The organism is Bacillus sp. AY18-3, assembly GCF_008042305.1.
Lineage (GTDB): Bacteria > Bacillota > Bacilli > Bacillales > Bacillaceae_G > Bacillus_A > Bacillus_A wiedmannii.
Genome location: NZ_QKQR01000030.1, coordinates 1 through 21,165, shown reverse-complemented (window position 1 = coordinate 21,165; position 21,165 = coordinate 1). Strand labels below are relative to the sequence as shown.

The window sequence follows — 21,165 nt, the reverse complement described above, 5'->3', positions numbered from 1 at the left end:
GGTGAGAATAATGAAGATCTTAATATATATGTTGATGCTTTGCTTTTTTATAACAGGATGTAGTATTGGAAAAAAGGACAATCCAAACGAAAAACCAGAGCAAAAAAATGTTTCGACGAAAAATGTTAATTATACAAACAAACCAAATAAGCCAAATGAAAAAGCGGCGGACCATTTAGCATCTTTAGCCGCAAGTGTGCCAGGTGTGAATGATGCAACAGCGGTAGTTGTGGGGAAATATGCTATTGTAGGTATTGATGTAAAAGCGAAACTCGATCGAACTCGCGTGGAGTCCATTAAATACTCTGTAGCAGAAAGTTTAAAAAACGATCCGGATGGTGCTAATGCAGTCGTTGTAGCGGATGTTGATACGTATGAACGACTCAAACAAATTGGAAAGCAAATTAAAAAAGGAAAAACAGGTGAAGGTATACTTGATGAGTTAGCAGCAATTGTTGGCCGAGTAATGCCACAAGTTCCAAATGACATGATTGAAAATCGAGAAACGAATCCAATTAAAGATAATGATAAACAATTACCAAAAGATGAAGAACAAGAACTAAGAAAAGAACAGAATGACCAATCAAATAATCATTTGAATAAATAAAGTTAACCCCGTACTTAATTGTACGGGGATTTTTCAATATAATATTTAATATTCAGTTTATTTTTAAGGGAATATATGGTTTAATTATGGTGGGAGGGACAACTGTTATGATGAAAAAAAGCGCATTAATAGTATGTAGTTTATGCTTAGGTTTCAGTATGACAGCGTGTGAACAGAAGAAAGAAGTAAAAAAACAAACAGCGACTTCTTCTACTGTGTTGGAAATTGAGAAGAAAGAGTCTATCAATATAAAACATTTCTCGAATATAAATGAAGGAATGACTTATATTGAAGTGAAAGATGTAATTGGTTTTGAAGGTAATTTACTTATAGAAGAAGGTGTAGAAGATTCTACACAAATTAAACAAATTTTTTCATGGAAGGGAAGCGATCCAACTTCATTAGTTGAAATTACCTTTTTAGATGGAAAAGTGCATTCAAAAGCGCAGCAAGGTTTAAGTTAATAAGTTGAAAAATGGGAGAGTTTAGCATGAACATACATACAGGGGAAATTCAATTAGTTCCGTATAAGGAGAAGTATAAAGAAGTTATACAAACATTTACTTTACCAAGTGAACAAGTTCAATTCACATCAGATCCAGGTGAATTATTGGAGAAAGCAAAAAGTGATCGAACAAAAAATGTGATTGTTATTTTAGATTACAATGGGGTACCTGTTGGTCTTTTCGCATTGCAAACAGGGGATAGAGTACAGGAGTTCACAGACAATCAAGATGCTTTACTTTTAACTTCGTTTTCTATAAATCACAATAGACAAAGAAGAGGATACGCTAAAAAATCATTGGCATTATTACAAGAGTTTGTAAAACGTTATTTCCCGATAAAAAATGAGGTTGTACTTGCTGTGAATGAAAAAAATATTCCTGCACAAAATTTATATGAAAAAGTCGGCTTCCAAGATAAAGGCTTTAGAAGAATGGGACCAATCGGTCAACAAATTATAATGCATTTACCTATCATGAAATAACGAGAAGAAAAACTTACTCTTGCATAACAAAGTAGTAAGTTTTTTTATTTAGTACGATATATAATGTAGATTATATATATAAATGAAATAGAAATGAAGGAAATACAAAATGAATCAAGTTAGAAAATGGAATATTGTTGGAGGAAGGTGATAAAAAACGGAATAGCAGTTTTTCTTACAGTTCTAGTTTGTGAATTTTTCAATATACCCACTATTTTTGCTGTCATCACGGCTATTGTAACGATTGAGCCAACTGCAACGGATTCTATAAAAAAAGGGCTAATTCGTTTTCCAGCTTCAACAATTGGATCGGCGTATGCAATGACTTTCACATTTTCCCTAGGTCATCAGGCTCTTTCTTATGCGTTAGCAGCGATGTTTACAATCGTTACATGTCAAAAACTAAAGTTACATGCGGGAACGTTAGTCGCAACATTAACTGCTGTTGCAATGATCCCTATTACGGCAGATCATTATTTCACTTCATTTTTAATTCGATTAGCTACTACATCTACTGGTATTATAGTATCTACTTTAGTGAATTTTTTCATTTTGCCACCACACTACCTTAAAACCATTTCGGGATGTACAGAGGAGCTATTTGTTAAAACAGCAAATATTATGGAGGAATGGCTTAATGCATTAATTGAAGGGAAAGTTATAACGAAAGAGACAACTCATAATCTATCTAGTTTAAATTTATCATTACATAAAGCGGTACAATTTGTTCAATATGAGCAAAAAGATTGGAAATATCATCGACATACAAAGAAGGAAATGAGAAGCTTTTTAGCCATGCAGAAGCAACTCCATATATTGCAGCAAATTATTTACCATATAGATAATTTAGCTCGAGCACCAATTGAAACATGGGACTGGTCACAAAATAAAAAAGAGATATTACAGCGAACGGTTCATTCTGTAATTTCTATATTAAGAAATAATTGTAATGAAATAGATGAAGAACATTTTAAACTGATTGATGAATTAGACAAAAAATTTTGGGATTATAAAAATGATTTAGGACATTGTAAACCAAATCAATATCATCATCACTTTTCAAGCGAATCTATCATTTTGTTTGAGGTATTATCTATACATGATATGTTAGAGGAATTAAAACAAATATCCGAGAAATATGAGAGTGAAAATCAACTCAATTGTTCGGCTCATTTAAATGGGGAGGATTGATATGACAATTTATATTACATTACTAAGAGGAATCAATGTAGGCGGGCATAAGGTAATCAAAATGGCGGATTTAAAACAAATGTTTGAATCAATAGAGTTAAAACAAGTTAAAACATATATTCAAAGCGGTAATATCGTGTTCGAATCTGAAAATGATGTTGATTTTTTAAATAAACGAATACAATCGGAAATTAAAAACGTTTTTGGTTTTGATGTTCCAGTCATGTTAAGAACACATGAGGAATTTATAAATATGATAAAAAGATGCCCCTATGAAGCCGATTCATTGCTAGAAGGTGAAAGTATACATGTTGCTTTCTTAGCAAACGAACTTTCTGAAAAAGAAAAAGATCAGCTGCTTATGCAAAAAAATGAGACTGAAGATTGCTATATTCATGAAAAAGTTGTGTATTTATTTTTCAAAAATAGCATTCGAAATTCTAAATTAATGAACCAGTTTCAGAAGTTACATACACCAGCTACAGTAAGAAATTGGCGGACTGTGAATAAATTAAAAGCGATAGTTGAGGGTATATAAATATAAAAAGGTGAGATTTTCTGTATATAGAAAATCTCACCTTTTTATTTATATTGTTTTGCGACTATAAGTTCGACGATAGGATAAATAAAGAATGAAGAACAAAGGGCGATAAAAAGAGGAAGATTCTTTATTTCATCGAGTAATAGGAATTCAAATCCTTCTGATAATAGTAAAACAAAAAACATAAGACATATAAGTACAAAATAAGCAATTTTAAAACTTTTATATTGTATTTGCTGTCCCATTTCATCTTGGCTTTCTTCCGATACTCCGTTTGGATCTCCCCACGTAATATGATTGATGAGGTAGCTAATTATTATTGCACTTGCGAAGATTGTTCCACCTAAAATCGCACCTTCAGAGATGTATTTATAGACTCCATGTATAAGTACTCCAAGTAACGATAAAACGATTGTTAGTAAAATGTAATTTTTGCGATTCATATTAGAAATGACACCTCCATAGTTGTAAAAAACTATTTACATCTATAGTATAAAATTGGAAAAATTTTATGTCAAATACTTTTTACACAAATGGTGCAAGAACATGATATTTTGTTTTTATGATTAATAAAAAATTACATTACATTTGAATGTAAAAGAATGGGCTCGCATATATTTGGAAGGGATGTCAGATTAATTTAGGGGGTAGTTATGTCTATTCTATTAAAAGCTGGTGCTGATGCAGGAAATAACGGTTTGAAGTTAATGGTGAAAGGGCAAGACCCTATTTTTATTCCGAGTATATATTCTTTATATATAGGAGAGCCTACAGGATTGTTAGATGAGAGTGATGTGTCATTATCTGAATTAGAAAATCACATTGACGTGACCATTAGTTCTCCATCGCTAATGTTAAATAACGTGCGGTATATCGTTGGGGAAAAAGTCATTCAAGACCAATTAAAAGGCACTGAGGTTGAGAAGAAATCAAATAAGTCAACTGATGAGTTAATGGTTATTACAATTCTATCTGGTTTAGCAGTAAGTGCTATGCGTCAAAGTCCAACTTCTAGTCATATTAATATTCGTTATGATTTATCTGTTGCTCTTCCTATGCAGCTTATTACACAAGAAATAGCTGCGGAAAATGCGAAACGTTATATGGGCAATCATAAGGTTGTGTTCCATTATCCAAACGGACGTGATGTGACAATTAATATTTCAATCGAATATTGTAAATGCCTACCTGAGGGCGCTTCTGGTACGTGGGGCATTGTATATGATGAAGAAGGAAATGTAGTGAAACATAAAATAGAATGTGAACAAAATCAAGTTTCAGAAATTGATTTTGTTGATAAAACTTTATTGTCTTTTGATATTGGTGCAGGGACGACAGAAGAAGTAGTTTCACTAGGTGTGAACTTTAGACCACAACTAAGTAAGGGCTTATCATACGGTGTGAAAGAAACGTTACTACAAATTATTACAAGATGGAATCGGAAGTATCCAACAAAGACGATTGATAGTATTACAGAGTTTAACCAAATTTATTTAAATGAAAAGCACCCAAGAAATGCGTTACTAGTTGAAGAATCACAACCAGCATTATTAGGTTTAGCAGCGCGTGTCGCAACAGATATCATAAACAAAATTGATGACATGAAAGACGATCCATACGTATTTATTTATGGCGGGGGCGCAGTAATTATTAAAAACAGTTTAAAAATGATTTTAAAACAAAAAGGACGACTAACAAATGTAATCTTTGTAGATAATCCATTATTTACAAATGCACGTGGATTATTAGTCTACACTTGTTCGCCAAAATATAGAGAGCATAAGCAAAAAGAGTTAGGATTTACAAACTTAACGATAAGTTAGTTGGTGGAAGTATGCGATCTAGGCGATATAAACGTGGTGATCGAGTAAAAATCAATATTCATAAATCAGTATCACCTGAAATGATTGCATGGCTGAATAAACAATCAAACCCAACCAATTTCTTTTTCTTTGCAGCGCAGCAACTCTTTAAACAAGTAGGAGATATTGATGTGTCAAAAGCTATACCAAGTAGCCATGTTTTCTCATTATACGTGGAGCCATCATCTTTATTAAAGATCGAAGTAAATCCCTTTAAAAACGTGCCACTAGAAGCTAATAAATCCACCGATAATATAAAAAAAAAATCATGGGAATCTGTTGATCAATTAGATTGTCCGTTTTTTTAAACATAGAAAAAATAAGTATTGCCCACCACTATACATACGGATACAGTGATGGGCTTTTTTACATGTAACGAATAGAAGGGGCACAAATTATGGTGTGCCCCTTCTATTCGTTATTTATCTATATTTTAGATGTATGTTCAATAACTGCATGAATGATGTCTTCCCAGTCATCAGGATGATTTTCATGTCCTGCGCCTTCAAGGGTTAGTAGGACTGAGTTAGGAATTTCATCAATAAGTGCGAGACCATGTTCAAAAGGGAGTGCAGTATCGTCTGTTCCGTGAATAACTAATGTAGGTGCTTGTATGGAGTGAAGCACACCTTCATAAGCATCATCACCTTGAAGTAAAGCGTGATTAAACATACTTAATAGATTGTTTGCGCGTTCTATTTCTTGTTTTACTTGATTATAGACTCTTTTTTCATCAAATGTTCGTTTGGACCCACATAATAGGCGAGATCCGGAAACTAAATATTTTGCTACAACATTTTTATTTGTCCAATCTAAATGCGTGCCATTTGCGTGATGTGTTAAAATTCTTTCGTCCATCGGAGGTAAATCGCGCGTGTTATCGTCAGAGCCTATCACACTTGTAGCCAGTAATGTTAACGTTAAAATTCTTTCGGGATGTTTTACAGCAGCAATTTGAGTGATCATTCCACCTAATGACATACCGAATAGATGTGCTTTATCAATATGATAAGCATCGAGGACCCCAATTGCATCTTCAGCCATATCTGTAACTGTATAATTGGAAGTTCCAGGCTCATATGTAACAGAGCATCCCACATCACGGTTATCAAAACGAATAACAAATTTCCCCGTGTTAGCTAACTGTTCACAAAACTCTTCATCCCAATAAACCATTGAACACGTAGCACCCATAATTAATAAAATAGCTGGGTTTTTAGGGTTCCCAAAGCTTTCTGTACATATATCAATCCCGTTTATTTTAAATATCTTTTCAGTCATAGAGTTCTCCCCATTTCTTTTGAATGTAATTGAAAATACAGTTTTGAACGATTCTAAGGTGAGTGTACGTTTTTTTACGGAATTCATAACGCTTCTTACGTAATTACCCCCAAAAATAAGTTTATGATAATTCAAGGCAAAAAATTTTGAGAAATATTTGTATGTTATTAAAATAAATAGCAAGGAGGAATGGAAATGAAAGCAATTGTTATAGATCAATATGGTAATGTTGAAGAATTAAAAGAAAGAGAAGTTATAAAACCAATTGTTAAAGGTAACGAGGTATTGATACGTATTCTCGCGACATCTGTTAATCCTGTTGATTGGAAAATAAGAAAAGGAGACTTACAAGAACAGTTGCGATTTTCATTTCCAATTATTTTAGGATTGGATGTAGCTGGGGTTATTGAAGAAGTTGGGGAAGAGGTAGAGTGCTTCAAAGTAGGAGATAAAGTATTTACGAAACCTGAAAATATAGGGAAGGGCTCTTATGCTGAATTCATTACAGTAAAATCGGATTTAGTATCTTATATGCCTACTAATCTAAGTTTCGAAGAGGCAGCTTCTATTCCTCTTGCAGGACTTACAGCGTGGCAAAGTCTTGTAGATTACGCAAAAATAAAAGAACATGACCGAGTACTCATTCATGCTGGAGCTGGTGGAGTTGGAAGTTTAGCAATCCAAATCGCAAAATCATTTGGAGCTTTTGTTGCGACAACTGCAAGTAGTAAGAATGAAGAGTTTTTAAAGTCTTTAGGAGCAGATCTCGTTATTGATTATAAAAAAGATAAATTTGAAGAGTTACTATCAGATTTCGATATTGTATTAGATACAATAGGTGGCGAAGTACAAGAAAAAAGCTTTCAAATTATAAAATCTGGTGGTGTGTTAGTTTCGATTGTTCATGAGCCAATTCAAAAAGTAAAAGGGATAAAATCAGGGTTTTTATGGCTAAAACCAAACGGAAAGCAATTAGAAGCATTATCAAAATTAATTGTACACGGAAAAATAAAACCAATTATAAGTAAAGTTGTGCCGTTTAATGAAGAGGGGGTTAGAGAAGCTCATATTTTGAGTGAAGGTCAACATATTAGAGGTAAAATTGTAATGAAAGTCGGAGGATAATGAAAATAGTGGCTTGTAGAGAAAGTGAAGTTGAACTACAAAAAACGCGGAAAAAAATACTATCCAAAAAGTCACATTTTCATTTTGGATAGTATTTCTTATTGGATATGTAATGTTATTTCTATAATATACAGTTTCGTATTGTATCATGTAATTTCTCTAAACCAATCAACATATCTTTTTCATTTAACATCGAGTAGCTAATCCGTAATTGGTTATTACTTATATCTGTATTTAATAGACAAGCTGTTCCTGGTAAAAAAGAGACATCTACTTCATTTGCTTTTTGTAATAAGGTAAAGGGATCTATCGAATCAGGAAGTGTAATCCATAAATTAAAGCCACCATTTGGTATTTCAAATCGTAATTCTTTAAGTGGTGATAACATATCAATCGTTATATCACGTCTAATTTGTAAAGCCGTACGTAATTTTTCTAAATGATTTTTCATACGTTCTGCACGTAAAAAAGGAAGGAGTGCTTTTTGCGTTAATAAAGGACTACCGATATCCATTGAACCTTTTACAGCATATAACCATTCAAAAATAGGCCCATCGGCAATAAGAGATGCGATACGCAATCCTGGTGCTAACGTTTTACTAAATCCTTTTATATATATTACATGACCATTCGTATCAAAATTTTTGATAGGAGAGGAAATAGTAGCACCCTCAAAATATATTTCCCCGAAAGAATCATCTTCAATTATAAAAAACTCATATAGCTCTGCTAGTTCTATAAGTTCCATTCGCCGTTCATTACTCATTACTGTACCTGTCGGGTTCTGGAAAGTTGGATTCGTATACAATAATACGGGATTTTTACTTTGACAAATATCATCGATTAAGTCGGAGCGAACTCCATGATTATCAAGAGAAACTGGTATAATTTTAGCACCTTTATTGATGAAAATATCAAGCGCAGCACTGTAACAAGGACTTTCCACTAATACAATATCACCAGGTTTTAATAATGTTTGAGCAATTAAATCAATTCCTTGTTGTGCTCCGCTTGTAATTAATAATTTAGATGGATCGGTCACTAAATTCTGGTGTTCACTTAAGTAATTTGCTATTTCAACTCGCAGTTCATAATCACCCTGTACTGGCCCATAAGTTGCTAGGATCATCTGGTCTTTATGAAGTATTTTATGCATTTCGTCTGCTAAGAATGGATTTGGCAATAAACGAGGATACAAAATCGCTTGTGAAAAATCGTAATATTTTCGGTGCTGATTCATTGCATATTGAGATCTCATAACATTAATCGTTTTCGTTTGTTGCCATTTGTACGGAATTGGTTTGGAATCTTTCTTTACATGTTTATGTATATAAGCACCTTTTCCTTGCTCAATGCGTATATATTCTTTCTTTTCTAATTGCTTGTATGCTTTACGAACAGTTAATAGGCTAATCTGCAAATCTTCGGCCATAGAGCGTAAAGATGGAAGGAGGTCACCATGTGCAAGCATGCCACTTTGTACTCTTTCAACGATTTGCATATATATTTGTTGGTAATACGGTATGTTGGATTCTTTACGAAGGACAATCTTCATGGTTTCACCTTTTTCGTTTTTATTTTATTAAAGCGAAAAATATAAAGAGAATCAACTACAATTTTAAGTAACTGTTATATACATAGATACACTGTTATACACCATACCTTCTATACTCATGTTAAGAGTAAAAAGGAGGAAGAAAAATGGTCATTTTCAATTATATTTTAGTATGTATTATTTTCGGAACAACATTTTTAACGATAAAAATCGGAATTGAAGCAGGAGCGCCCCCATTATTTTCAGCAGGAATTCGTTTCTTTTTAGCAGGCGTCATTCTGATGATTATATTTAAGTTAAAGCGAAAGGAAATTATGCCAAATGTATTTTCAAAACGTATTATATATGCTGGTTTTTGCTTAACGTTTATGACATTTGCTACATTGTACTGGGCGGAACAATATATTTCTTCAGGGTTAGCTGCTGTACTTTCTGCTACGGGGCCGATGATGATTTTATTATTACAGGCAAAGAGAAATAAGGGAAAATTACAAAAAGAGCAACTTTTTGCTTTAATTATCGCACTAATAGGTGTTGTTTTTGTTTCTTTACCAGGAACGCACCAAGAAGTAAGTCTCATATGGAGTATCGCTTGTTTTGTTTTAATAATAGGAGAGTTATTTTACGGAATAGGCTCTATTCGCTCAAAAGAAATACTTTCGGATTTACAAAGTGTATCACCATTTCTCATTAATGGTATTCAAATGTTTTACGGAGGGGTATTATTACTAATCGCATCCGTCATAGTAGAACAACCGAATGTATCTGTATTAGCTTCATGGAGTGTACAGTGGCCTATTTTATATCTTATCTTTATCGGCTCAATTGGTGGGCACGGATTATATTATTGGCTCTTATCAAAAACAAATCCTGTATTCCCGTCAACGTGGTTATATGTATCACCGTTAATTGCTATTATTGTAGGATATATCATATTAGGAGAACCTTTAAACCCTACAATGGGAATAGGTGCTTGTTTTATTTTGGTTGGTGTATTTTTAGCTAATCGATCCACACTCCGGAGTTATTTCAAACAAGGGAAATTATTTGAGAAGGAAATGTAGTAGAATCAAAAACACAGTTGGAAAAATAACCAACTGTGTTTTTTACTTAATTTACTTTTTTTATAAACCCTTTATAATGACGTTTCACAAGCTGACTTTCTAACGTCTTCATTGTTTCAAGTGCTACACCGACGATGATAAGTAAGCTTGTACCACCAATTTGTGCAGAAGGTGGTAATGTAGCAATTTTTGTGAATACGAGCGGTAAAATTGAAATGGCACCTAAGAAAATTGCACCGATAAATGTTAAACGATATAAAATTTTCGTTACATATTGTTCTGTTGATTTACCAGGACGAATACCAGGCACATAGCCATTTTGCTTTTTCAAATTCTCAGCCATTTGTTCAGGGTTTACTTGAATAAATGCGTAGAAGTATGTGAAAGCAACGATCAGACCGACATAAAGCGTCATTCCAAGTGGATGTGCGAAATCAAGATTTGCAACTAACCATTGTGATACGCTTGAATCTGGGAAGAGCTGCGCAATTGTACGCGGCGTCATTAAAAATGCGGAAGCAAAGATAACTGGAATTACACCAGCACTATTTACTTTAAGAGGTAAATGAGTGTTTTTTGCTCCTTGATATTGATTGTTTCCTGAAACAGCTTTTGCATATTGAATCGGTATTTTACGCACAGCTTGTTGAATGTAAATAACACCAACAACTATCGCTAAAATTACGAGACCAATTAAGATCATCTTTATAATGTGCATGAATAATTGATCGCCTGCATTTTGAAATTGTTGCAAATAAATTTGATTCGCAACATTTGGAATCGCCGCAACAAGTCCTGCGAAGATAATCATCGAAATACCGTTACCAACGCCATTAGCGGTAATTTGTTCACCTAACCAAAGTAAAAATGCAGTACCTGCAGTTAAAACTGTCGCAATAAATAAGTATGTAGTCCAGCTTTGATCTGTAATTAATTGTCCACCTGCTATATTATTAAAACCATAAGACATCCCAATGGCTTGTATGAATGCGAGAATGATTGTAAAGTATCGAGTGAATTGAGCTGATTTCTTTCGGCCCATTTCTCCTTGCTTTGCCCATTCCGAAAATTTAGGTATAACGTCCATTTGTAGTAATTGTACTATGATGGAAGCTGTAATATATGGTGTAATACCTACAGCAAAGATTGAGAAGTGTTGCAGTGCTCCTCCGCCAAATACGTTTAGCATACCTAAAACGTTAGCTTGATCTTGTACTTTTAATACCTCTGCGTTAGTATGAGGAACTGGAATAAACGTGCCAATTCGAAAAACAATTAGCATCGCTAGTGTAAAAAGAATTTTGTTTCTTATCTCAGCTACTCTCATGAAATTTGAAATCGTACGAAACATTATGTCGCCTCCTATATTTTTATCAGTTCAAAACTGATGGTTATATCCCGATGAAGTAACCACAAACCTCCTTCCGCATTAAATTCATTTGACAAATGGAATTTTATACACTTTGTAGTTTTCTCGGATATAAAAATATAAGGTGTTTTTTAGCGACCAATAAGCTTTTCGTAATCATTCAATACACATAATATATCGAATAAATTAACAAATGTACATACATACGCATGAAAAATGAATGAATAGGGGCATTTTTTACATTTATTTAATGCTAGATTGATAATTAGGAACGTTTTATGTAGTTGTATTGAAAGGATTCGGTGGAAAGTATTATGGTGTAGCTGCAGCACATGATAACCTCAAGGAAATCTTCAAGGATGTTGAGAAAACTCATATATTTAGTCGTGAATTAGAGAAACAGTAGTGAAGGAAAATCTTTCTTCTATAGAGAATATTTCTAACGCAGGAATCTAAGTATATAGGTTCTAATGAAAGGAGAATTCACATGAATACATTTGTAAAGGACAAATTTTATGAAACGAGAAATCAATTATTTGAGGAAATTACTTTGTTAAGTGATACTCAATTTAATAGAAAACCAGATAAGGATAAATGGAGTATAGCACAAGTTTGTCATCACTTAGTTTTATTAGATGAGAGAGTTATAACGGTTATTTTGTCAGGATTAAAAAAGATGGATAGTTTCCAAAATGAGCGTAAAGAAATTCATACTATTGTATTAGATAGATCAATAAAATTTATAGCACCAGAAATGATTGAACCAAGTATAGAACCATTTGAAGTGCTGCAAATGGTTGATTTGTTAAACGACTCTAGAAAAGCATTGATGCGTTTTCTGAGTACAATAGAAGATGAATCTAAATTGGCAAAAAAATCAGTGATGCATCCAGCTCTTGGAGAATTACTTCTTGATCAGTGGATAGAATTAATCTATTTGCATGAACAACGTCATATAGAACAAATCAAAGAGGTAAAATTGCTTTGTGAAGTTGAAAAGTAAAAATTATTATCTATTTATTGAGCGATTTAGGAAAGCATCAAGGGTTCGAGTGATAAAATATAAGTCCTGATAAGCAGAAGAAAATACGAAACTAGCAGATCTTACTCTTGAATAGGAAACGAATATTCGAAAAAAACTGAATCCGAATTGTTGTATAAGTGGAACCCCGTCTTAAATGAAGAACGGGGTTATTATTTTTGGAAGTGATCTCAGCATTTTCATTTAGAAGGAAATAAATTAGCAATGAAATCCGAAAATGTAATCAGCATTACACACTATATCTTTAAGTTATAATGATTTCCGGAAATGAGTTATATGTCCATAATTTTGACAGTACATATACATCTACCGTTGGTTTAGCGCTCTTCACACGTTGGAGTAAGAAGTAAATACTATTCTGCTAGGGGGTATATGCATTTTATTCTCTATATTTTCACAGCAGAACCACCTCCAAAATTTTCTTTTGCAGTTGAAGTTTTCCGAATAATAAGTTACATTTTTAAAGTTCAAGCAACTTTATGAAAGTACAAAAAGGGGAGAAATATTGTTATTATGCAAAAAATGAAATGGAAGAACTATTTATGTTATTTTGTTATTTTTATACTTCTTGGAACAGCAGTAACAGTCAAACCATCTATCTCAAAAGCTGAGGAATCTGATGTTAATATTACACTGTTAGGTACTGCCGATATTCATGGTAGATTTATGCCTTGGGATTATGCGCTTGATGGTGCAAATACGAGTGGAAGTTTAACGCAGCTTTATACGGTTATAAAGAAGGTGCGTCAAGAAAATCCCAATACCATATTAGTAGATGCTGGGGATACAATTCAAGGAAATTCAGTAGAGTTATTCAATGATCAGCCACAATCGCCAATGATGGTAGCGATGAATGCAATGGAATATGACGCCTGGGCATTTGGAAATCATGAATTTAACTTTGGATTAGATACATTGAAAAAAGTTAGTGAGCAATATAAGGGCAAGACACTAGCAGGAAATATTTATAAGGAAAATGGAGAGCGTTTTCTGCCTGCATATACGATTGTTGAAAAAGGTGGAATTAAAGTCGGGATTATTGGTATGAATACACCAATGATTAGTGATTTTGAAAAAGGGACAGATCATTTGGATGGTTTAGTTGTGAAAAATCCAGTAGAAGAGACAAAAAAGGCAATTAAAGAATTAGAAGGTAAAGTAGATGTAATGGTAGGCGTTATGCATATGGGACTAGAAAATGAGAATGGAATCCCTGGTACTGGTGTTCAAGATATTGCGAATGCTTGTCCGGAACTAAGTGCTATTTTTGCAGCTCATATGCATAAACTTGTTAAAAAAGAAGTTGTAAATGGCGTTATTATTACAGAACCAGATAAATATGGAACACATATCTCACGTATTGACCTTACTTTTACAAAGCAAGATGGAAAGCTGGTTCTAAAAAATAAAACTGCTACAGCTATACCTGTAAAAAATATTGATGGAACAACAATATTATCTGATCCTACACTTGAAGACACATTGACACCTTTTCACGAGTATGCGAGAGGAGATGCAAATGTTGTTGTCGCTCAATTAAAGGGTAGAAACCTTGTTCCTGAAAATGAAATAAAGGGTATTCCAAGTGTGCAGATTCAAGAGACACCTTTATCAGATTTCTTTCATGAAGTCATGCTCTACTACAGCAAAGCAGATGTAGTCGCCCATCAAATTGATAACGATAATGCCCGTTTGGATGTAGGTCCTATTAAGAAGAAAGATATTGCGTATAACTATCAATATGCTTTGGGAGAAATTACAGTATATAAGGTAACTGGGAAAGACTTAAAAGACTATATGGAATGGGCGGCAGGGTACTTTAATTCATCTCGTGCCGGAGATGTAACAGTTAGCTTTGATAAAACCCGTCGTGCTTCTAAATACAGTACGAACGATTTCTTTGGAGGCGTAAAATACGAAATTGACTTAACAAAACCCTATGGAAGTAGAATTACAAATTTACGCTCTATTCGTACAAATAAACCAATCAAAACGAAAGATGTTATGACGCTGGGAATGAATGCTTATAGAATGGAGGCTCTTCAGGCGAAAGGTGGAGCTTTAGAGGGGCGTAAGTTTGAACAAATATGGTCATCTAAACAAGAGAATGCATTTGGGGAAACTGGTGGCACCATTCGTAACCTTGCTATTACATATTTAAAAGAGGTAAAGAATGGTATATACACACCAAAAGTTATGCATAATTGGAAAATTACTGGGGTGAATACACATTCTTCAGAGCACAAGGCTGTAGTGGATCTTGTGAATAAAGGGATTTTAGAAATTCCAAAAACAGAAGATGGAAAATATACAAATATAGCATCTATAAATACTAAAGATTCAATTACAAAAGAAGAGATTGTAGCACTCTCACAAAAAGTTAATATTAATCCAAATCAGTTTAATCATGTAAAAAGAAAAGGTGAATTTTACAAAAAACTTAGTAGGATAATTAAATAAATATAAAATAGATAGCTCTCGTGCAAAGAACTATTAAACTTGGACATACCATTATCCTAAAAAAGTCTGTGATCGGTATGGAAATATAAAGAATCAACAATAAAAAGTCCCCTGGATCATTAAACAAATCCGGGGGATTTTTTATTTGAATAATTATGGTTTTATTTCTTACTATGCATATTTATAATATGCTTTAAAAGAACATACCTTGAGCTAATAACATGCAATAGATGTGTCCTTTACTATATTTAAATGGGAGACAAATTAAAGATATTTTTGACAAAATAAAAAAGCCTGAAACTCATATGAGACTTCAGCTATCTCATAACGTTACAATCCATCTTTGCAGCTATAGACATACATAACAACATTATATTAAAAAATCTAAATTGTAGATGCGCTGCTTCACTACAGCATTTATATACTATATACATCATAAAACAAAACACGCACTTTCTTTTTCTTGTTTATCAAGGTCGTTAGTATTCATTTGATCCATCTTTATCCTAAATCAACTTCATGTCCGAAATATAAGTTTAAATAAGTAATATAAATTATAAGATGTCCTATAACAATTTTTATTTTAATAGCATTAAACCTACTCTTAAAATAGTAAAGAGTGGGTTTTTATGGTGTTATTTAGATGTAAGGGCACTTTGATTAGAATGAATATAGATAATTAACAACTAACCAATTGGATGAGCGCCTAAAAGAGCTCTTTTTTATTGAAATTAATATACATATATGTGTCGTTCTTTATTTATATCATCGACCACATATATGTAATTTTGCATAATGTTACATAAATTGTGTATTTTCCCTTTTTTTCGACAGAAACAGGAAGTATACTTTGTACAAGCTTTCTATTTCAAAAATTATACGAGGTGAACAAAATGAAAAACAAAAAGACATTAACTAAGGTAGCATTAACAACAGGTTTAGCTTTAACAGCTGTTGCACCATACGGAGTAGGTTATGCAGAGGAAACAGATCAACTTCAAGTTCAAATTCAGGAAGAATCGTTCCGTTCGGGTGAACTTACACAACCGTCACAAAAGACACCAGAGAATGTAGTAAAAGATGCTCTTAAGGAGAAAACAGAACAAGCTCTTTCTCCAAAGCAAGTCAATGGAGAAACAGGAGTAGATTATAAAGTTCTTCAAAAACGTGGTTCATATGATGGGACTACACTTGTACGTATACAGCAAACATACGAAGGAAAAGAAGTATACGGCCATCAATTAACTGCACACGTAGATAATAACGGTGTTATTAAAAGTATTTCAGGCGATAGTGCGCAAAATTTAAAACAAGAAGAATTGAAAAAAACTATTAATCTATCAAAAGATGAAGCAAAACAATATATTTATACGAAGTACGGGAACGATATCAATTTTATTTCTGAGCCTGAAGTTAAAGAAGTTATTTTTGTTGATGAAAATAATGGACAAGCTAGCAATGCATACCAAGTTACATTTGAAGCTGCAACACCAAAATATGTTTCCGGAACTTATTTAGTAAATGCACAAAATGGTGATATGTTAAAAAATATGGTACAAGAATCTAACTTAAAAGCAAGTGAAAAACTAGTTGGAGCATTAAAGAAAAGTAAAAAAAGCAATCTTACATCATTAACTGGAACAGGAAAAGATGATTTAGGTATATCACGTACATTTGGAATCTCTCAACAAAGTAATGGCAAATATGCTCTTGCTGATTATACAAGAGGGCAAGGAATCGAAACATATGATGTGAATTATAGAGACATTACTAAAGAAGAAAGCTATTATCCTGGTACATTAGCAACTAGTACTTCGACAACATTTAACGATCCAAAAGCAGTAAGTGCTCATTACTTAGCAACAAAAGTATTTGATTTTTATAAAGATAAATACAAGCGTAATAGCTTTGATAATAAGGGACAAAAGGTAGTTTCAGTTGTACACGCTTGGGATTCTGGAGATACGAATGATCCGAAAAATTGGCAGAATGCATTAAGTGCGAATAATGGAAGTATGCTTGTATATGGAGATCCTATCGTCAAGGCATATGACGTAGCTGGCCATGAATTTACACATGCTGTTACTTCTAGCGAATCTAATCTTGAATATTACGGTGAATCTGGTGCGATTAATGAGGCACTATCTGATATTATGGGAACATCTATTGAGAAATACGTAAATAATGGAAGCTTTAACTGGACGATGGGAGAACAAACTGGATCTGTTTTCCGTGATATGGAAAACCCGGCTTCTGTTCCATCTTCACTTGGAGTACCTTATCCAGATGATTACAGTGAATTTAACGATTTTAACGGATGGGATCAAGGTGGCGTTCATTTTAATTCAAGCATTATTAATAAAGTTGCGTATCTCATTGCAAAAGGTGGAACTCATAACGGAGTAACTGTTAAAGGAATTGGTGAAGATAAAATGTTTGATATCTTCTATTATGCAAATACAGATGAGTTAAATATGACTTCTAATTTCAAAGAATTGAGATCAGCATGTATTCGAGTGGCAACGAATAAATATGGAGCAAATACTGCTGAAGTTCAAGCAGTTCAAAAGGCATTTGATGCAGCAAAAATTAAGTAAGTTAGAAATATAGTTTCCATTCATATATTATTACGTTATGAAAAACAGCTACTGTCATTTTAAAGATGGTAGCTGTTTTTTTATACAGCAATGTATGATTGAAAATACACTTACTAAGCAATAATTAAGTTGTATATCTTTATGAAGTTACGACACATATATAAGGTTTAAAGTATATAAAAACAGAAAATTAATAATATATTGACCTCTTAATAGAAAGTGCTATAGAATGAAAGCGATAACAAACGATTGCTTTAAAATGATTTCCTTGATCTTTTAGTATTTACAAATATATGCAGACATAAATAAATCTATTTTTTTAAACATTAATGCAAACGTTTTCGTATTAAAAGATCATTGAAATACATATGTGAAAATAGCCAATATGGGGGTGAAGTAAAAGAGAGTTCTAGATTAATTTAAGTAGTGTAATTTAGTACGAGCATAATAAATTGTACGTACTATTTAAAGAAAGGGTGTATGTGGTGCAAATGATAAAAAGATTAATTAACAAATCAGTTTTATTACTTACTATAATCGTTATGTTATCATCTGTTTTCTCTTTTCAAAGTGTAAAAGCAGTTTCAAATTCGAAAACAACTGAAGTTATCATTCATTACAAAGAACAGTCTGGAAATACAAAGGATTGGAACCTTTGGTTATGGGGAGAAAATGCGAATGGTAAATCATATGAATTTACTGGTGAAGATGAATTTGGAAAGTACGCTAAAATTAATTTAGATGGTGACTATGATCGTGTAGGATTTATCATTCGTACAAATGATTGGGAAAAAGATGGTGGCGATCGTTGGATTGAAAATATAAAGGACGGTCGTGCTGAAGTATGGATTCTTTCTGGTGATGATAAAGTATATACTTCTAAGCCTTCTTCGGATCTATCAATTCAAAAAGCAACTATTGATAGTTTCAATGAAATTACTGTAACGACTAATGTGCCGTTTCATATTAAGGAACGGAAAATTGAAATTGAAGGCATTAGAATTAAGGATATTAGTCCTTATGATAGAAACAGTGGGAATGTTACGAATAAGTTTAAAATAATTACGGAGCAGAAAATTGATTTAAAACAATCATACAAAGTTAAAATCGAAAACGTAGCTGATACGTATACCGAAATCGGTAAAGTCATTCGTAGTGCGGAGTTTGATCATTCATTTTATTATGGTGGTAACGATTTAGGTAATATATATACACCACAACATACAAAGTTCCGTGTATGGGCTCCTACTGCGAGTGAAGCGAAGTTAGTTACATATAAAAAATGGAACGATAAAATAGGTACTGAAATAAACATGCAACAAAGTGAAAAAGGCACTTGGAAAGCAGAACTTACAGGGAATCAAAAAGGTCTCTTTTATACGTATAAGGTGAAAATTGGTGATAGGTGGACAGAAGCAGTTGATCCGTATGTGCGTGCTGCTTCTGTAAATGGAGATAAAGGTGCAGTTGTCGATTTAGAAGAAACAACTCCTGAAAAATGGAAAACAAACAAAAAGCCAAAATTTAAAAATCCGGAAGATGCAATTATTTATGAATTGCATGTACGTGATCTTTCTATTCAGCCCGAAAGCGGTATTAAACTGAAAGGAAAATATTTAGGGGTAACAGAAAAAGGAACAAGAGGGCCTAAAGATGTGAAAACAGGACTTGATCATATGAAAGATCTTGGTGTTACGCACGTACAGCTTTTACCGATATTTGATTATGCTTCAGTAAATGAAGAGAATTTAAACGAACCACAATATAACTGGGGATATGACCCGAAAAACTTCAACGTTCCAGAAGGATCCTATTCTACAAATCCATATGAACCAACTGTTCGAATAACCGAATTAAAGCAAATGATTCAAACACTGCATGATAATAATCTTCGTGTAGTAATGGATGTAGTATATAACCATATGTATAACGCTGCTGAATCTAATTTTCATAAGTTAGTTCCAGGTTATTATTATCGTTACAATGAAGACGGAACATTTGCAAATGGAACTGGAGTAGGAAATGATACAGCTTCAGAACGGAAAATGATGAGGAAATTTATGGTTGACTCCGTCACATATTGGGCAAAAGAATATAATTTAGACGGATTCCGTTTTGATTTAATGGGTATTCATGATTATGAAACGATGAATGAAATACGTAAAGCTGTTAATCAAATTGACCCTTCTATTATACTTCATGGGGAAGGTTGGGATTTAAATACACCTCTTGCTGCTGAATTGAAAGCAAATCAAAAAAATGCAGTAAAAATGAAAGGGATTGCTCATTTTAACGATAATATACGTGATGGATTAAAAGGTAGTGTATTTGAGGAAAAGGAAAATGGATTTGTAAATGGAAAGGAAAACATGGAAGACCGTATTAAAAAAGGGATTACGGCAGGCATTGACTACGATATAAATTCGTCTACGTATAAAGATCCGGAGCAGGTGCTAACTTATGTGGAAGCACATGATAATCATACATTATGGGACAAACTTGAGTTGACTAATTCGAGTGATAGTGAAGAAGTGCGAAAACAAATGCACAAATTGTCTTCTTCGATTTTATTAACATCACAAGGTATCCCATTCTTACATGCAGGACAAGAGTTTATGCGTACGAAATATGGTGATCATAACAGTTACAAATCTCCTGATTCAATTAACCAAATGGACTGGTTGCGCCGTGCAGCATTTAATAATGAGGTAGAATATATGAAGGGCTTAATAGATTTACGCAAAAAGTACTCAGCTTTTCGAATGACATCTGCAGAACAAATAAAAAAACATATAGCTTTTATGGATACTCCTAAAAATGTTGTGGCTTATTCAATAAAGGGAAATGGGAATAAAAATGAATACTTTATGGTGACTCACAATGCAAATAGGGAAGCCGTTGACATAACACTTCCATCGAAAGGTCCGTGGAAAGTACTAGTAGACGGAAAACAGGCAGGTAGTAAAACACTTTACGTTGTCCATGATAATAAAATTAAAGTTCCTGCATTAAGTTCACTAGTCTTAAAAACGGAGAAACCAATTAAATAAAAGCAAATAATGTGGAAGTATATATAGAATTGAGTAATTTAAATACGGATTATAAATGCAAAAAGCGAAGTGACGGTTATTTTCACTTCGCTTTTAAAGTTCATGTAATATAATTTCACATACTGTAATTATATTATAAATTAATAAAAGAGATAGGCAAGGAAACATTGCTATTATGATAGGAGGAGGCGAAGATACCTTGATGTTTATCAATAAAATCATCTAAAATACATTCTTAATTTATATAATTTTTATTACATATTCGAACATATAACGGGCTAGATGTTCGAGTTGTATTAATTTCTACAAATTGTTTAAAGATAAAAAAGGCTTAAAAAGTATATGGCATAAAAAAGAGAAAAGACACCTTAAATGGTGTCTTTTCTCTTTTTTAAATACGATATGTTAGTAACTCACTTGTATGTAATAGTAC

Annotated in this window: 16 protein-coding genes and 1 pseudogene; 13 read left to right on the top strand and 4 right to left on the bottom strand. The window is 33.0% G+C overall.

The window, feature by feature from the left end; all coding sequences use genetic code 11:
* Positions 1-10 precede the first annotated feature (10 nt).
* The 5 genes and pseudogenes from DM800_RS22695 (at position 11) to DM800_RS22675 (ending at position 3,324) form a co-directional block, all read left to right on the top strand.
* Positions 11-607: a YhcN/YlaJ family sporulation lipoprotein gene (locus tag DM800_RS22695; RefSeq protein WP_048547299.1), complete on the top strand. Its 597-nt coding sequence runs from the start codon at positions 11-13 to the stop codon at positions 605-607.
* A 107-nt stretch (positions 608-714) separates the two neighbouring features.
* On the top strand, positions 715-1,071 hold the full coding sequence (locus tag DM800_RS22690) for a hypothetical protein (protein ID WP_087983898.1): 357 nt from the start codon (positions 715-717) through the stop codon (positions 1,069-1,071).
* Between the two features lie 26 nt (positions 1,072-1,097).
* Entirely contained in the window at positions 1,098-1,595 is a 498-nt protein-coding gene (locus tag DM800_RS22685) for a GNAT family N-acetyltransferase (RefSeq protein ID WP_087983899.1), read from the top strand.
* A 109-nt stretch (positions 1,596-1,704) separates the two neighbouring features.
* Positions 1,705-2,786 (top strand): annotated as a pseudogene (locus DM800_RS22680) (aromatic acid exporter family protein).
* Position 2,787: 1 nt separating this feature from the next.
* Positions 2,788-3,324 carry a DUF1697 domain-containing protein gene (locus tag DM800_RS22675; RefSeq protein ID WP_087983901.1) on the top strand — a complete coding sequence of 179 codons (537 nt, stop codon included), beginning with the start codon at positions 2,788-2,790 and terminating at the stop codon, positions 3,322-3,324.
* Positions 3,325-3,368: 44 nt separating this feature from the next.
* Here the strand turns inward: DM800_RS22675 and DM800_RS22670 are convergent, their stop codons facing one another.
* A complete protein-coding gene (locus DM800_RS22670; protein ID WP_097890132.1) occupies positions 3,369-3,770 on the bottom strand; it encodes a DUF2178 domain-containing protein in 402 nt (133 codons plus the stop codon).
* 210 nt (positions 3,771-3,980) lie between these two features.
* Here DM800_RS22670 and DM800_RS22665 point away from each other — a divergent pair, with 210 nt between their 5' ends.
* The gene (locus DM800_RS22665; protein WP_000025617.1) at positions 3,981-5,150 is read left to right on the top strand and encodes a ParM/StbA family protein; all 1,170 of its coding nucleotides are present in this window, start codon (positions 3,981-3,983) and stop codon (positions 5,148-5,150) included.
* An 11-nt stretch (positions 5,151-5,161) separates the two neighbouring features.
* Complete coding sequence (locus tag DM800_RS22660) at positions 5,162-5,497, top strand: hypothetical protein (RefSeq protein ID WP_147787630.1); 336 nt, start codon at positions 5,162-5,164, stop codon at positions 5,495-5,497.
* Positions 5,498-5,615: 118 nt separating this feature from the next.
* Here DM800_RS22660 and mle read toward each other — a convergent pair whose 3' ends face one another.
* Positions 5,616-6,470: a BCA family alpha/beta fold macrolide esterase gene (mle, locus tag DM800_RS22655; RefSeq protein WP_147787629.1), complete on the bottom strand. Its 855-nt coding sequence runs from the start codon at positions 6,468-6,470 to the stop codon at positions 5,616-5,618.
* Between the two features lie 195 nt (positions 6,471-6,665).
* Between mle and DM800_RS22650 the strand changes: the two genes are divergently transcribed.
* A complete protein-coding gene (locus DM800_RS22650; RefSeq protein WP_048547280.1) occupies positions 6,666-7,595 on the top strand; it encodes an NADP-dependent oxidoreductase in 930 nt (309 codons plus the stop codon).
* A 121-nt stretch (positions 7,596-7,716) separates the two neighbouring features.
* Here the strand turns inward: DM800_RS22650 and pdxR are convergent, their stop codons facing one another.
* Complete coding sequence (gene pdxR / locus DM800_RS22640) at positions 7,717-9,150, bottom strand: MocR-like pyridoxine biosynthesis transcription factor PdxR (protein WP_147787628.1); 1,434 nt, start codon at positions 9,148-9,150, stop codon at positions 7,717-7,719.
* 146 nt (positions 9,151-9,296) lie between these two features.
* On the opposite strand from pdxR, the gene DM800_RS22635 reads away from it, so the two are divergent.
* Positions 9,297-10,214 (top strand): DMT family transporter, encoded by a 918-nt coding sequence (locus DM800_RS22635; protein ID WP_147787627.1) that lies wholly within the window; start codon positions 9,297-9,299, stop codon positions 10,212-10,214.
* 46 nt (positions 10,215-10,260) lie between these two features.
* Here the strand turns inward: DM800_RS22635 and secY are convergent, their stop codons facing one another.
* Positions 10,261-11,565: a preprotein translocase subunit SecY gene (gene secY, locus DM800_RS22630; RefSeq protein ID WP_087983907.1), complete on the bottom strand. Its 1,305-nt coding sequence runs from the start codon at positions 11,563-11,565 to the stop codon at positions 10,261-10,263.
* A 505-nt stretch (positions 11,566-12,070) separates the two neighbouring features.
* Between secY and DM800_RS22625 the strand changes: the two genes are divergently transcribed.
* The 4 genes from DM800_RS22625 (at position 12,071) to pulA (ending at position 20,732) form a co-directional block, all read left to right on the top strand.
* Complete coding sequence (locus tag DM800_RS22625) at positions 12,071-12,586, top strand: DinB family protein (protein WP_087983908.1); 516 nt, start codon at positions 12,071-12,073, stop codon at positions 12,584-12,586.
* 552 nt (positions 12,587-13,138) lie between these two features.
* The gene (locus DM800_RS22620; protein ID WP_147787626.1) at positions 13,139-15,085 is read left to right on the top strand and encodes a bifunctional metallophosphatase/5'-nucleotidase; all 1,947 of its coding nucleotides are present in this window, start codon (positions 13,139-13,141) and stop codon (positions 15,083-15,085) included.
* An 893-nt stretch (positions 15,086-15,978) separates the two neighbouring features.
* Positions 15,979-17,682: a M4 family metallopeptidase gene (locus tag DM800_RS22615; protein ID WP_147787625.1), complete on the top strand. Its 1,704-nt coding sequence runs from the start codon at positions 15,979-15,981 to the stop codon at positions 17,680-17,682.
* A 485-nt stretch (positions 17,683-18,167) separates the two neighbouring features.
* Positions 18,168-20,732: a type I pullulanase gene (gene pulA / locus DM800_RS22610; protein ID WP_147787624.1), complete on the top strand. Its 2,565-nt coding sequence runs from the start codon at positions 18,168-18,170 to the stop codon at positions 20,730-20,732.
* Positions 20,733-21,165 lie beyond the last annotated feature (433 nt).